Origin of the sequence: Corallococcus sp. AB049A (assembly GCF_003668885.1) — a bacterium.
GTDB lineage: Bacteria > Myxococcota > Myxococcia > Myxococcales > Myxococcaceae > Corallococcus > Corallococcus interemptor.
The window spans coordinates 1-13679 of sequence record NZ_RAWL01000232.1 but is presented as its reverse complement, the minus strand read 5'-3'; the positions used below and the strand labels follow the sequence as shown (position 1 = coordinate 13679).

The window sequence follows — 13679 nt, the reverse complement described above, 5'->3', positions numbered from 1 at the left end:
GCCCACCCAAGCCGCAGACGCTGCCGAGTGCCGTCTGGATCAACAACCCCGCCCGGTTGGCCAACTCACTGGAGGTTGCGCAGTAATCTCACGAACTCGCTGTCTCACTCACGTTGACAGGTTCCGCAGCGCTGCACGAGGCGCGTCTGCACATAGCCTCGGAAGAAGAGTTCCTCCGCCGTGTCCGCAACCAGCGTGCCAGAGAACAGCTACAGCGCGAAGGTCGAGAGCGCCCCCTGGCTCACTGCCTGCAGCTCCTTCAGTGACGCCGTATAACCCCAGACACTCGTGAGGACGGACAGGCTCTCCATAGCCTGCCCCATCGTGAAGCAACCCACCAGCGCGGTCCCCCAGGCCCACACGGGGAACGGTGTGGCAGGCCCCAGCCGCAGCCGTTCCTTCAAGGGCTTCGGGGACAGGAACCCGCCCAGAAGCGCGGCGGCCATCCCCAGGAGGCGGGACGTGATGACTCCGGCCACCTGGAGCCAGGACATCGTCTTGAGCTGCTCCGTCAGCGCCAGGACGGCCTTGCTGTCCCGAGGGTCCACTCCCGTGCGGGCGATCTCCACCGCCATCGCGATGCTGGCCACCGTGACGCTCACCACGAGGAGCCCTGTTAGCAGCAACAGGAACGCCACGAACACCGTCCACACGCGCGGACGCGGTGACGTAGGGACAGGCGAAGTGACGGCGGCGGCTGGCTCGGAAGGGGAATCCATTGCGGCCGATGCTACCGTCCTGGGTCGGGAGAGAGAAAACTGCTCCCATCACCGAGAACTTCAAGTTGTCGGGGATCAAAACCCTGTGCCACGACAATCACATTTGGACGAGGTGACGGTCGCGTCTCCGCTTGTAGTGTCGCCATATGCGGCTCTAAATCGACCCGGTGCGCACCGTGAATGCCGCCATTTTCAGCGCAAACGCCTACGCTCAACCAATCGCACAACACAACCACACATGCTCACACGCCCACCAAAAACCACCAACCGCCACCAAGCGGTGACTTTACGGAATCTTATTTGGTTGGCTGGCTGTGGGCGAAAGCGGCGCACTTCGAAGGGCGGGCGGCAGTAACAGGTCAATCTCCTTCGCAGAGAAGGTGAGTTCCTCATCGACCTTAAGCGCCTTCTGTGCCGCTTCATACGCATTGGCATTGGTGTCAGGTGCCGACGCGTAAATCTGAGACGCCTGATGAGTAAGTTCGTCACGCAACCGACGTCCCTCATCCTCGGTGATGACGCCCGCACGGAGGTCTCCGATAAGATGAATATATCTCTCCCGAAGCAACCATAGTCCATTAGCAGTCTGTCGGTGCTGATCGGCTAGTCGTTCTCTGTTTCGGCTTGCCCCATAAATAGTGAGCATCAGCGCAACAGCGGAGAGAATAACTGCGGAAACCTCTGCCCATCGAGCTTCGGTTACGAGGACACCGATGGTGTTGCCAGCAGTCGCTGCCGTAAGGAGCGCCGCCAAGCGTTTATCAAGGAGCGCCGACCGGTTCAAACCATCAATCATCTTCTGATGTGTCTTGTGGCTATAGGCTGCGCGGCCAAACTCGTCGCGCACAACATCAAGGAGCGCTGCACTAGCAGATGAATTCTGTGGCGAGCTTGTCATCGTCATAGATTTTAAGCACCAAAACGCTGCACCATCCAGCATCAACAGAGACCAATCAGTCTGCGGCAGGGGAATTCCGCAAGCCAGCAACTCAACCCGCCACTGCCACAATACGATCTTTCGCATCAAAAATATAGAGTCAACCCACAGGACCTTACCACCTCACGCAAATACACATCGTCCCATTATCGTCGGCATTAAGACCAGAGAGCATCTTCATCAAAATCCAGAGCCAAACGCAGCAACATTCCTACCCAATAAAGCGCAAGCCCGATATTTACGTCAACCCCACCTGAAAGCGAAGCGCAAACCGGGAACTCTCGGATAGCTTCCGCGCCAGAGATCTACCTAAAATGGGGGATACATATTCGCCAACTCGCACGATACGGTGAGTAAATCGCACCAGGCCGCTTAGCGACTCACGAGGACGAGTCGCCTGGATGCTTAGAGCTAAGAGCGGAAACAATGAACCTTACTAGCAAGCACACTGAATGTGTTTTCGGGACGCAGAACATCCAAGGAGGCAATGGTGGGACTTGGTGAAATTTTCAGCGAATTTCTGTCCAACCTCCAGATCGACAACGCCGAGACGATCTCGATGCGATACGGCGAGATAACGGCGGCACTGAACAAAGAGTTTCGTGACACTGAATCAAAAACAGACAACAGACTACAGGTCGGTTCATACGGCAGATCATCTGCAATCAAAGAAATCTCCGATCTCGACATGCTATACATCATGCCGAGCACTGCCTGGGACGACTACTGTGGAGATGGGGGGCAGTACAAACTACTCGACACTGCAAGCAACGCAATCAAGGCGCGATACCCAAAGACGGATATTTTCGTCGATCGACTCGTTGTTCGCGTGCTCTATCAGAATTTTCACGTCGAAGTTCAGCCTGTCTTTGAGACAGATGATGGCAGTTTCAAGTACCCGGACACCTATAATGGCGGAAACTGGAAGATCACCAAGCCACGCGAAGAAATCGATGCAATGTCCGAGGTCGACGAACGAAAGAACGGAAACCTTAGGCGTCTCGCCAAAATGACTCGGGCATGGAAAAACAAACATGGCGTCGGCATTGGCGGCCTTTTAATAGACACTCTCGCACACAATTTTCTTGAATCAACAAAAGACTACGACGAAAAGAGCTTTCTATACTTCGACTGGATGAGTCGCGACTTCTTCTCCTACCTTGCTGCACTACCCGAACAAGAATATTTTGCGGCACTTGGTAGCGGCCAGCGCGTAAGGGTCAAGAGCAAGTTTCAGAAAAAGGCGAAAAAGGCATACGAACTGTGCCTGAAGGCAATCGAAGCAGAGGGGCGCCCTACCCAAAACGCAAAGTGGCGGAAAATCTACGGTCGCCCGTTTCCGACTGACACCGCAGAACTCAAGAAGTCAACTCTCGTTGAGGGTTCCTATTCTGCGAGCAATACTGAAGAGTTCTTCGAGAACCGTTTTCGCTACGACGTCCGATATAATATTCGACTCGAATGCGAGGTATCTCAAAACGGCTTTCGCGAGTACCTACTCAGCGAACGGATCGCAAGGGGGCTGCGGCTCCGGCGCAAACGCTCACTCAGGTTCTTCGTAGCTGCGCACGATATTCCGGAACCCTTCGATCTTTACTGGAAAGTTCTCAATAGAGGGGCCGAGGCGATTCGGCGGAACAATATTCGAGGACAGATTGTAGAGGACGCAGGCCATCGGGAGAGGACCGAAACTACTAACTTTTATGGAGACCACATTGTGGAGTGTGCTGCCGTCAAGAATGGCGTCGTCGTCGCAACCGACCGAATTCGTGTGCCTATTGATGGAGAGAGCGACGGCTGAGAATGATGGCCGACCCAATAGTAGCAAGTGCAATCGTTGCTGCTGTCGGCGCCGCAGCAATCGAACACCCTGGTCTGGAAAAGCGACCACTCGAATGCACGAGACGAAAAAGTGGCCGTCGAAACAGCTACAGTCAGATTCGCAGCCAATGAGAGACTGATTGATGAAGCGGATGTACGCCTGGAGCTTGAGTGTGTTTTTTGCCGGCGGCTGTGCCACGACTTCTGCTCACCGTGAATCGCCGCCCGTTCCCAGCATGGCCGCGCTGGATGCGGAGGCGGCTCGCGCGATGGCCGCCACGGGCGCGAAGGGACTGGCCATCGCGGTCATCGACGACGGACGTGTCGTCACGACCCGGGCCTATGGCGCACGCAACGCTCAGGGCGAACCGCTGCGCACGGACACGGTGATGTATGGCGCGTCCATCACCAAGACCGTCTTCGCTTACGTCGTGATGCAGCTCGCGGACGAGAAGCGCATCGACCTGGACACGTCCATCTCGAAGTACCTGGACAAGCCGCTGCCGGAGTACCCGGACGAGGACCGTTATTCGACGTGGTCCCACCTGGCCGGGGATGAACGCTGGCGGGACATCACGCCTCGTGTCCTGCTCACCCACAGCGCGGGCTTCGCCAACTTCGGGTTCCTTGAGCCCGACGAACGGCTGCGCATTCACTTCGCTCCTGGCAGCCGCTTCGCCTACTCCGGCGATGGCATCATCCTGATGCAGTTCGTGATTGAACGCGGGCTTGGACTGGACGTGGGCGCGGAGATGCAACGCCGCGTGTTCGACCGCTTCGGCATGCGCACCACCAGCATGACGTGGCGGCCGGACTTCGCGAACAACCTGGCTGACGGCTGGAAGCTCGACGGCGGCGTGGAGCCGCACGACGAACGCAGCCGGGTGCGCGCGGCCGGCTCCATGGACACGACGCTCGACGACCTGTCTCGCTTCGCCGCCGCGCTGGTGCGCGGTGACGGCCTGTCTCCGGAGGCCTTCGCCCGGATGACCTCACCGCAGCTGCCCATCACCACCCAGAGCCAGTTCCCTACCCTCCAGGACGAACTGCCTCCGGAGGCCCGGCGCAAGGACCTGGCCGCGGGATTGGGCGTGGTCGTGTTCGACGGACCCCAGGGACGCGGGTTCTTCAAGAACGGGCACAATGACAGCACCGGCAACACCCTCGTGTGCCTGCCGCGCGGACGCCGCTGCGTGCTCATCCTGAGCAACGACGTCCGCGCGGAACCCGCGTATCCGCACCTGGTTCGCTTCGTCCTGGGCGAAGCAAGCGTTCCCTGGGATTGGGAGTACGGCGACATGGCGTTCTGGGATGGCCGCTGAGCCGCCTTCACACTTCTTCACCGCGTGCTCAAACCCACGTAACCGGCGGCGTCCATCTTGGCTCCAGTCAAACAGCGGGAAACGACACCCCCACGACTCTGGAGTCACACGCCATGAAGAAGACGCTCGCCATCGCCGGTACCGCCGTCGTCGCCGTCACCCTGCTCACCGGTTTCGGCTGGGGCCGCCATCACCGCGGCACGCCCGACCCGGAGCGCATCCATCAGATGGTCACCTGGAAGCTGGACGACAAGCTGGATGACCTCAACGCCACCGAGGCCCAGCGCTCGTCCATCCACGCCGTGAAGGACCGCCTGCTCAACGAAGGCCAGTCCCTCATGGAGGGCCAGCAGGCCGCCCGCGCCGAGGCCGTCACGCAGCTGACGTCCGACACGCCCGACGCGGCGAAGCTCCACTCCCTGGTGGATGCGCGCATCGACGCCGCGCGCGCCTTCGCCCACAAGGCCGTGGATGCCGTGCTCGAGGTCCACCGCACGCTCACGCCCGCCCAGCGCCAGACGCTCGCCAGCGACTTCCGCGAGCACACCGGCGCAAAGTAACGCCCTCCCACGGTGCGCGGCGAATGACACATTCCGTGTAGCGCCGTGAACCTTCGTGGGCAGGGATGACGCGCGCGGTTATTGTCGGTCGGTGGATTACACCGACTACGCTCGACGCATCCGCTCCCACGCTTCCCTGGGTGAGCTCTCCGAATACGGCCAGGTACACGAAGGGGGGCGCGACTATCCCCTCTTCCGCCTCATCGTCCCGGGCGACCGCTGGCTCGTCATCACGTCCGGCTTCCATGGGGAGGAGCCCGCCGGGCCCCTGACGCTCGCGAAGCACCTGCCGGACATCGTCGCGTACGCGAAGTCCAGGGGCGTGGGCCTGCGCGTCTACCCCTGCATCAACCCCTCCGGCTTCGAGGACGGCACCCGCTACAACCGCAGCGGCGAGAAGCCCAACAACGACTTCATGCGCTACGAGGTCGCCCCCGGTGAGTGGCGCGGTGAGCTCGTGGGCGACCCGTCCATCCTCCGCTGGGCCCTGTATGACGGCGGCCCCAAGGAGACGCGCGCGGTGCGCACGGACCTGGCGCGCTTCCCGGCTCCGGACGCGGCGCTCGACATCCATCAGGACAACTACCTGGGCGGTGTGGCCACGTACGCGTACGTCTTCGGGGACAAGGCCGCCTATCGCCCGCTGCAGGAGGCCGCCGCCGCGCATGCCACCGTGGTGAAGGGCCGCAAGGTGGACGACAACGCCTACGCGGACGAGCACGGCCTCATCTTCTTCCACGACGGCAGCGTCACCGACTGGTACATGCGCCAGGGCGTGCCGTACGCCGCCGCGCTGGAGACCACCACGCCCACGACGCAGGACGCGTGCGACGCGGTGAACCTCATCTGGATCCGCGGCTTCATCGACCTGGCGGCGCGTGGCGAGGGCCCCACCCGATGATTCAACGTCCCCTGGGCAAGAGTGGCCTCACGGTGTCCGCGCTCGGCTTCGGCGCGGGGCCCGTGGGCAATGAGGCGCTGAGCGACCGCGACGCGGAGGCGCTGCTGAACGGCGTGCTGGACGCGGGCATCACCCTCATCGACACCGCGCCCAGCTACGGCGTGTCCGAGGAGCGCATTGGCCGGTTCCTCGGCGCGCGCCGCCGTGAGTTCGTGCTGTCCACCAAGTGCGGCTACGGCGTGCCCGGCGTGGAGGACTGGACGCCCGAGTGCATCACGCGCGGCGTGGACCTGGCCCTCCAGCGCCTGCGCACGGACGTGCTGGACGTGCTGCACTTCCACTCGTGTCCGCCGGACGTGCTGCACCGGCCGGGGCTCATTGAAGCGCTCACCCGCGCGGTGGAGGCGGGCAAGGTGCGCGCGGCCGCGTACTCGGGTGACAACGCCGGGCTGGACGCCGCGCTGGAGACGGGCGCGTTCGCCGTGGTGCAGACGTCCGTGAACCTCTTCGACCAGCGCTCGCTGGACCACGGCGTGGCCAGGGCCCAGGAGCGCGGCGTGGGCGTCATCGCCAAGCGGCCCCTGGCCAACGCGCCCTGGCGCTTCCCGGGACGTCCCCTCGCGCACGACGTGGGCGAGTACTGGGACCGCATGCAGCGCATGGCCCTCCAGACGGACGGCCTGGACTGGCCGGAGCTGGCGCTGCGCTTCACCGCGTTCGCGCCGGGCGTGGCCACCTGCATCGTGGGCACCACGCGGCTGGACAACCTGCGCGCCAACGCTCGCACCCTGGAGCAGGGGCCCCTCCCCGAGCCCACCGTGCACGCCATCCGCGACGCCTTCCGGCGCCATGACACCGGGTGGGATGGCGTCATCTGACGCAGCCCGCCAGTCTGACGTTCCGTCCTCCAGCGAAGATTTCAGCACTGGCAACTGTGCGGAACCGACATTTGTCTCGTCCATCCGGGTCGGGTGCTCATCCCCGGGGGCGTGGCAACCATCCGGTCCATGCACGGAACGCCAGAGTTTGAGAAGGATGGAGAGGCTGTGGACTTCCACCCCACTTCGTTGGATTTGAATCAGGTCGAGCCCACGCCGCAGGTCGCGGGCTGGTTGCGCATGCGCGCGAGCCAGTGGCTCACCACGGCGCAGAAGGACTTCAACGCGGCCCTCTTCGCGCGCGACGGTTCGGAGGCGTCGTTCGACCGCTACGCCGATGCGCGCTCGGAGCTGGACTCCGCGGAGGCGTGGGCGCTGCGCGTCTCCGAGTTCCTGGCGCACGTGCGGTAGGCGCGGGGTTGATGGGAGCCGGACGTTCGGCGTCCGCCTCCACGAAGAGCGCCACGGAGCGCGCCTGGACTCAGAGCGCGAAGCGCTGGAGGATCCTCACGTCGGCACCGCCATCCGACGCCGGCTGCGACGCGTTCAGATAGAGCGCGGGCGGCGACGTCCGGAAGAGGGGGTGGACGGGCGTGCCTTCGACGACGCCGACCTCCTCCACGCCCGCCTCGTCCCAGAGCGAGAGCACGTTCTCCACACCGCCGTTCGCATCCTGCTTCGGATTGACGAAGACGAACCGCTGCTGCCCCGGCACGAAGGAGAAGACCGTCATGTCGATCTTCCGTGGGAAGGCGAGCCACTGCGAGGTCATCCCCCGTTCGCGGATCAGGGTCCGGCTCCCCGCCGGGTTGCTCACTTCGTAGGTCATCCACGCCGCCGTCGACAGGTCATCGCTCAGGGTGGGCTCAAGGTCGATGGCTCCCTCCAGATGGGAGAGCGTCACCCCGGGGCTGCGCATCAAGTCGTAACTCCGCTCGCAAGGGGTGACACCGGAGCAAACCGTGGCCGAGCAGAAGAGCACCGTCGCGCCACCCATGCTCCGGGAACGGCAGAGCGTGTCGCCAAGCGATTCACACCCCCGTGAGGTACACGCAACGGAGTTCTCGCGAGGGTGCGTCCCCAAGTCATTGGCCCTGCCGACGATGACGGTGTCCTCGTCGAGGAAGGAGACCTCCCGGAGCTCCTTATCGCTCGGTGGGACGACCACTTCCCAGAGCAGGGCCTGCGTCCGGGTCTCGTACATCAGGAGGTGTCGCTCGGAAGTGAGCCGCGCGAAACGATTGCCGCTCTGGGAGACGCGCACCAGGTTGTTGAAGCCTCTTTCGATCTCCGTGAGCGTTCCCAGCTCCGTATCGAAGGCCCAGGTGGCGCGCGTGCCCCGCAGCCACAGGAAGCGCTCCCCCACGGAGATGCCCGCGGGTTCTGCCCACTCCGCCTCGACCTGGGCCAACGTCTCGACCTGGCACGTCCCCCCATCGCACGCCTGGGGGAACACCCTGCGCAGCTCCGAGCCCCCCGTGGCGGTCCCTTCGAGGAAGGCGGCATAGGGGGTGGCGCCCTCCTTGAGCACCACGTTGCTCAAGATTTGCGTGCCCATCACGGAGGCTTCCGCGTCCCCCGCCCGCCACAGCCAGGCGGTGTTGCCCCCTCCCGGGGAACGGGTGAGGACCAGGACGCGGCCATCACTCGAGAAGGCTCCGCGATCGGCAGCGGGGGCGATGCGCCGGGTCTCTCCAGTCGCGAGGTCCTGGGCTACCGTCCCCCCGTCATCCCGCTGTGCCGCGGCGAGCCACCGCTGCTGGGCATCCACGTCCAGCAGGTTCACGTCCTGCATCAACGTCTGGACCCGAGGCCCCGCGTCCCATCCCGCGTCCGGTGTTTCGCCGACATCCACGCTGGCGTCGACGCCCGCATCCACTCCGTCGGGATCCCCCTTGCAGTGGCTCAACCCCACCCCGAGCAGCACGAGCCCCAGGACCCGCAGTGCGCGTCCCGCGAACGAACGGCTTCCAAGCAACGGCATGCGCTGCCTCCCCGTCATGGATGTCATGGGAGTGATACGGCGGCAGCCTGATTTCCTGGCACGGAGATGGCCGGCCTCAGGGTTCGAAGTGCTGGAGAATCGTCGCGTCGCGCAGGTCCGCTCGACTAGGGGAGCGGGACCTGGACGATGGTGAAGGGCCCCTTCTCTCCGCCCAGGGTCACGTAGAGCATGCGCGGGTTGTCACGCACCTTGAACGAGGAGCGAGCCCAGGCAGGAGAGCCTCCCAGCCGGACCACGTCGGACACGGTCTGGCCATCCCAGCGGGACAGGCGGAAATCCGTCCCGCCCCTTCCGTCGGGCAGCGCCCGGGTGAACACCAGCTGGTGGGGCGCGGGCGTGAAGAGGAACAGGAGTCCTTCCACGAACCCCTCCACTGCGGTCTGACGCGTCCCCGTGGCATCCTTCCACTTGAGGGTGCTTTTCGGCGAGCCCTCCATCCAGACCTGGTCCTGCGCCGGGCTGAAGATGGGCCCCGCGGAGACACTCGCGTCCCTGTCGAGATAGACGAGCGTCCGCCCGGCTGCATCGAGATAGGAATACTCATATATCCAGCAGTCGCGCCCCGGGCAGAGGTCGATGAGGCAGCCCAGCACCTCCGGGTCGGACGACGCGGGCGAGCAGGTGCCGCCCTGGGTGTCCCGGCAGCCCGCCGCGTCGCAGACGACGGTGTCGCTCTGGTTCGGAGGAACCACGTCGGCGTTCGAGCGGATGTTGAGGACGACGCTGCCCGCGGACGTGAAGAAGGCGTTGGAGACGTGCCATTTCGCGCGGGTGGCTTCATCCCGCCAGACGTGCTCCCACTGGAGCGTCCGCGTGGCCGTGTCGAACACCTGGAGGTGGTTCTCCGCGTCGAAGAGGCCGTACCAGGCACGGTTCCCGGAGCGCAGCGGGCCCATCACGCTCGGGCCCAGGTCCGTGAGGGCGCCGGACATCACGTCGAGCGAGACGATGTGCCCGTCCTGCCACAGGAGCATCTGGGGCGATGGTTCCTCGGAAGGGCTGGCGCGCGCGATGCGCGGGAACGGCTCCCAGACCGGACACGCCTCCGGGGTGCAGGAGGCCGTTCGCACGATGCGCAGGGGCGACGACTTCCCGTAGCCCTCGAAGTCCGCGTAGGCGACGTAGGACATGGGCGGGTCGAACTCCCAGCCGCCCCAGAGCCGGGAGGTGAGGAGGATGGCGGCGGGCGTCCCCTGCCTCCACAGCCAGAACGACCGCGTGGACACGTCCTGCCCCTGCGGGCTCCAGAGCAGGACCTTGTCGCCGTCATCCGAGACGGAGACCGACTCGGCCTCGCCGCAGATGCGCACCGGCACTCCGTCCGGCAGGGCCTGCGCGTACGTGCCCCCGTCCCGGACGAACAGCATGAAGCGCTGCCGCGCATCCACCTCCAGCAGCCGCGCGCCTTCCGCCAGCACCTGGGGCCGTGGCAGTCCATCGTCCGGTACCGGGGGAGGCGGCTCGATGTCCGGAGGCGGCTCGATGTCCGGAGGCGGCTCGATGTCCGGAGGCGGCTTGATGTCCGGAGGCGACTCGATGACCGGAGGCGGTCCGGGCTTCGTGTCACACGACGCGCCCAGCCCCAACACCAGCAGCAATCCCAGGGCCCACGCGCGATGCGCGAGCCACCCCTTCCCACGACGTGTCATCTGGACTTCCCCCTCGACTTCTCAAGGGCGACCCGGCCGGCGCCCGCGAGGGGAAGCTACCACGCGCGCCTCAGCGCCCCACACCCATGCGCGACCACAGGTTCAACAGCGTGCGCAGCACGGACGCGTCCGGCACGTCCGCCGCGGGCGGCACGTCCACGCGGATGCCCTGCGCCGCCAGCCGCGTGAAGGGGTTGTCCGCGTCCTGCGTCTTCAGCGGCACGGACGGATCCGCCGGCCGGAAGCCGAACGCCAGCGCCCGGGCCTGCACCTCCGGGCTGCGCAGGAAGGTCACCCACTCCAGCGCCGCCTCGCGCTGCTCGGGCGTCACCCAGTCCGCCTGGAGCACCGCCGCCGGATGGTCGCTCCACAGCGTCACCGGAGGATAGTCCACCCGCAGCTGCCCCCACCGGCCCTGAGCGTGGCCCAGGTGCGCGATGGCCAGGCTTTCGTACACCAGCGCCAGGTCGTAGCGGGATGGCCCGTAGCGCACCAGGTCCGTCATGAACGTGCCCGTGGACGGCTCGAAGCGCGTCACGCCCCGCTCCAGCCCCTGAAGCCACGCCTGATAGCCCGGATCCAACAGGTCCCCCTGCTTCACGCCTTCGCGCCGGCCCAGGTACTCCAGCGTCGCGGACAGGAGCGCCTGCAGGCCGGAGTTGGACTTCGTGGGGTCCGTGTGGCCCAGCTTCACGAAGCCCCACTCCGGCGGGCCGCCCACCGCGGGCCAGCCCCGGTCGCTGGCCACCGCGCGCTGGAGCGTCTTCCACGACAGGGCCGCGCCTCCGCCCGCCTTGCGCAGCACGTCCATCCGGTCCTGCCAGCCCACGAACACCAGCGGTGTAATCACCAGCGGGTGCGGCGCGGCGTCCCCCTGCGTGGCGAACAGCGGCCCGTGCGAGGGGTCCGTCGCCCAGTCCGCCGCCAGCATGCGCAGCTCCGCGCTGTCCGCCGGACTCCACACCGTGGGCTTCTCCCGCCCCTCCAGGATGGCCTGCGCCGCCTCCAGCGAGCCCTGCCCCACCAGCGTCACCCGCACCCGGGGATGCGTCTTTTCGAAGTCCGCGAGCGCCGCCTCTACCCACGCCCGCTTCTCCGTGCTGTAGAGGAACGTGATGTCCGTCACGCGCTTGCGCGAAGGCAGCGGCGCGGACACGGACTCGGGCGTCTGGGTGCGGGGCGCCTCCGGGGCCGCCAGGAGGTAGAACACCCCCAGCAGGGCGGCCAGCACGCCAATGATGAGGAGAATCCGGGGCTTCATGCTCCCCCTCGTACCCCGGGTCGCGGTCCCCGAAAGCCCGCCCGTGCTTTTGTCACAACCCTGTCACTCACGGCATGTCCCCCGGCCGCTCCCCGTCCAGGGAGCTTTTCGCGGGTTTGTAGGGGCCCATAGGACTGGCAGAATGGACCGGATGATGACACTGGCACGAAGCATCGCGCTCCTGGGACTGGGAGCGGTGTTCGGAGGCTGCGCGGCGAAGCAGGCGCCTCCGGTCCAGCACTACGCGCTGGGCATGTCCCGGGCGGAGTATCGGGATTACACGGGGGCGAAGGCGAGCCCCTGCGACTCGGAGCCGCGCTGGTTCCAGGACGAGCTGACCGCGGTGAACGGCCTGCTGGCGCGCTTCATCAAGGAGACGGAGCAGGCCCTGGACCCGGACGGGCTGGAGCACGCGAAGCAGCTGGCGCTGCTGGAGGAGGGGCTGCGCACACTGCCCCCGGTGCTGAAGGTGCACGAGTCCAACCTCCAGGCGCTGAAGGCCTGCGACTTCCGGCGCGCGGGCGCGTTCCCGGACCTGGCCCAGCGCGGCGCGACGCTGCTTTCGGAGGCGCGGGAGCGGATGGCGCTGGGGCCTGAAATCCAGGCGGCCGCGGCGCTGCGCGAGGCCCAGAAGCAGTGGCGCGAGCAGGGCGCGGAGCGCGAGGCGAAGGCGAAGGAGACCTGGTGCCCGAAGCCCTCGAAGGTGGGCCAGCCGGACCTCTACTTCGCGCGCGAGTCGCCGGAGGGAAAGCGCACCGAGTGGTTCTTCTGCGACGGCCACGTCGTGGAGAAGGCCGGCGAGGCGGAGGCCACGCTGCTCAGCCCGGAGGGGCTGTCGAAGGCGGAGCGCCGGCGCGTGCAGGCGAAGAAGTACCTGGGCGCGGCGCTGGCCTACCCGCCGGAGGAGGTGGACCGTCAGCCCACGGCCGAATCCCTCCAGAAGAAGCCCGCCGCGTCCGACAACGGCAGCGCGGCGGAAGGCGCACCGTAGGCCCGGACGCGGCGCACGGGCCCGAAGCGTCACGCTCCCAGCCGGGAGAGCCGCTTCGACAGGTGCGCGTCCGAGCCCGCGTCCACGCCGCCCACGAAGGCGGCGAGTGACTGGCCCACGCCGGACAGGTGGGCCTCCACGTGCGGCTTGAGCGCGGCCCAGCGCTTCGTCCACGCGTCCTCGGAGCCGTCGCGCAGGTCCGGGCGTTCCGCGAGGAGCGCCGTCACGCGCAGCGCCAGCTCCGGGTCGTTGAGCGTCTTCGCGGCGGCCAGGCCCGCGGGCACGGAGCCGGCGGGCGCGGCCTTCCACATCTCCGCCGCGCGCTGGAAGGCCGCCACGTCCACCTGGGACAAAAGCCCCAGCGCGTGGCGCACCGGCAGCCGGCCTTCCGCCTTGGGGCCCACCACGTGCGCCATCAGCGCGGCGAAGGGCGCGGCCAGGGCCGGGTGCGCCGCGGGGTCCACGCCGCCCAGGGCGCGCAGCGCGTGGCGGGCCTTGCGCGCCAGCCGCGTCACCTTCCAGCTGGGCCCCTTGAGCTTCGACTGGAGCAGCGCGAGCGCGGACGCGGCGGCCGTCACCGCCTCCGGGCCGGGCGAGGCGGAGGGCACGCGGCGCGGCAGCACGAGCGCGGGAGG

At 66.2% G+C, this 13679-nt stretch carries 13 protein-coding genes; 7 read left to right on the top strand and 6 right to left on the bottom strand.

Annotated elements, in window-relative coordinates; all coding sequences use genetic code 11:
* Positions 1-209: 209 nt before the first annotated feature.
* The gene (locus D7X55_RS23595) at positions 210-638 is read right to left on the bottom strand and encodes a hypothetical protein (protein WP_147470182.1); all 429 of its coding nucleotides are present in this window, start codon (positions 636-638) and stop codon (positions 210-212) included.
* Positions 639-1005: 367 nt separating this feature from the next.
* Entirely contained in the window at positions 1006-1743 is a 738-nt protein-coding gene (locus D7X55_RS23590) for an SLATT domain-containing protein (protein ID WP_121724259.1), read from the bottom strand.
* Between the two features lie 400 nt (positions 1744-2143).
* On the opposite strand from D7X55_RS23590, the gene D7X55_RS23585 reads away from it, so the two are divergent.
* The 6 genes from D7X55_RS23585 (at position 2144) to D7X55_RS23560 (ending at position 7549) form a co-directional block, all read left to right on the top strand.
* Positions 2144-3457, top strand: coding sequence for a nucleotide-binding domain-containing protein (locus tag D7X55_RS23585; RefSeq protein ID WP_199747103.1), 1314 nt, complete (start codon positions 2144-2146; stop codon positions 3455-3457).
* Positions 3458-3713: 256 nt separating this feature from the next.
* A complete protein-coding gene (locus D7X55_RS23580) occupies positions 3714-4799 on the top strand; it encodes a serine hydrolase (protein ID WP_233610011.1) in 1086 nt (361 codons plus the stop codon).
* Between the two features lie 113 nt (positions 4800-4912).
* Entirely contained in the window at positions 4913-5359 is a 447-nt protein-coding gene (locus D7X55_RS23575; RefSeq protein WP_121724258.1) for a Spy/CpxP family protein refolding chaperone, read from the top strand.
* Between the two features lie 91 nt (positions 5360-5450).
* Positions 5451-6260: a hypothetical protein gene (locus D7X55_RS23570; protein WP_120549447.1), complete on the top strand. Its 810-nt coding sequence runs from the start codon at positions 5451-5453 to the stop codon at positions 6258-6260.
* Positions 6257-7138 carry an aldo/keto reductase gene (locus D7X55_RS23565; RefSeq protein ID WP_120549448.1) on the top strand — a complete coding sequence of 294 codons (882 nt, stop codon included), beginning with the start codon at positions 6257-6259 and terminating at the stop codon, positions 7136-7138. Before D7X55_RS23570 ends, D7X55_RS23565 begins: the two co-directional genes overlap by 4 nt.
* A 168-nt stretch (positions 7139-7306) precedes the next feature.
* Positions 7307-7549 (top strand): FruA-associating protein, FapA, encoded by a 243-nt coding sequence (locus tag D7X55_RS23560; protein WP_147468377.1) that lies wholly within the window; start codon positions 7307-7309, stop codon positions 7547-7549.
* 70 nt (positions 7550-7619) lie between these two features.
* On the opposite strand, the gene D7X55_RS23555 is transcribed toward D7X55_RS23560, so the two are convergent.
* The 3 genes from D7X55_RS23555 to D7X55_RS23545 form a co-directional block, all read right to left on the bottom strand.
* Positions 7620-9122, bottom strand: coding sequence for a hypothetical protein (locus D7X55_RS23555; RefSeq protein WP_147470181.1), 1503 nt, complete (start codon positions 9120-9122; stop codon positions 7620-7622).
* Positions 9123-9247: 125 nt separating this feature from the next.
* Positions 9248-10792 carry a hypothetical protein gene (locus tag D7X55_RS23550; protein ID WP_147470180.1) on the bottom strand — a complete coding sequence of 515 codons (1545 nt, stop codon included), beginning with the start codon at positions 10790-10792 and terminating at the stop codon, positions 9248-9250.
* Between the two features lie 70 nt (positions 10793-10862).
* A complete protein-coding gene (locus D7X55_RS23545) occupies positions 10863-12053 on the bottom strand; it encodes a substrate-binding domain-containing protein (protein ID WP_121724255.1) in 1191 nt (396 codons plus the stop codon).
* Between the two features lie 151 nt (positions 12054-12204).
* Here D7X55_RS23545 and D7X55_RS23540 point away from each other — a divergent pair, with 151 nt between their 5' ends.
* The gene (locus D7X55_RS23540) at positions 12205-13044 is read left to right on the top strand and encodes a hypothetical protein (protein ID WP_233610010.1); all 840 of its coding nucleotides are present in this window, start codon (positions 12205-12207) and stop codon (positions 13042-13044) included.
* Between the two features lie 29 nt (positions 13045-13073).
* Here D7X55_RS23540 and D7X55_RS23535 read toward each other — a convergent pair.
* Positions 13074-13679: molybdenum metabolism regulator (locus tag D7X55_RS23535; protein WP_121724254.1), on the bottom strand; the 606-nt coding region annotated here is incomplete at its 5' end.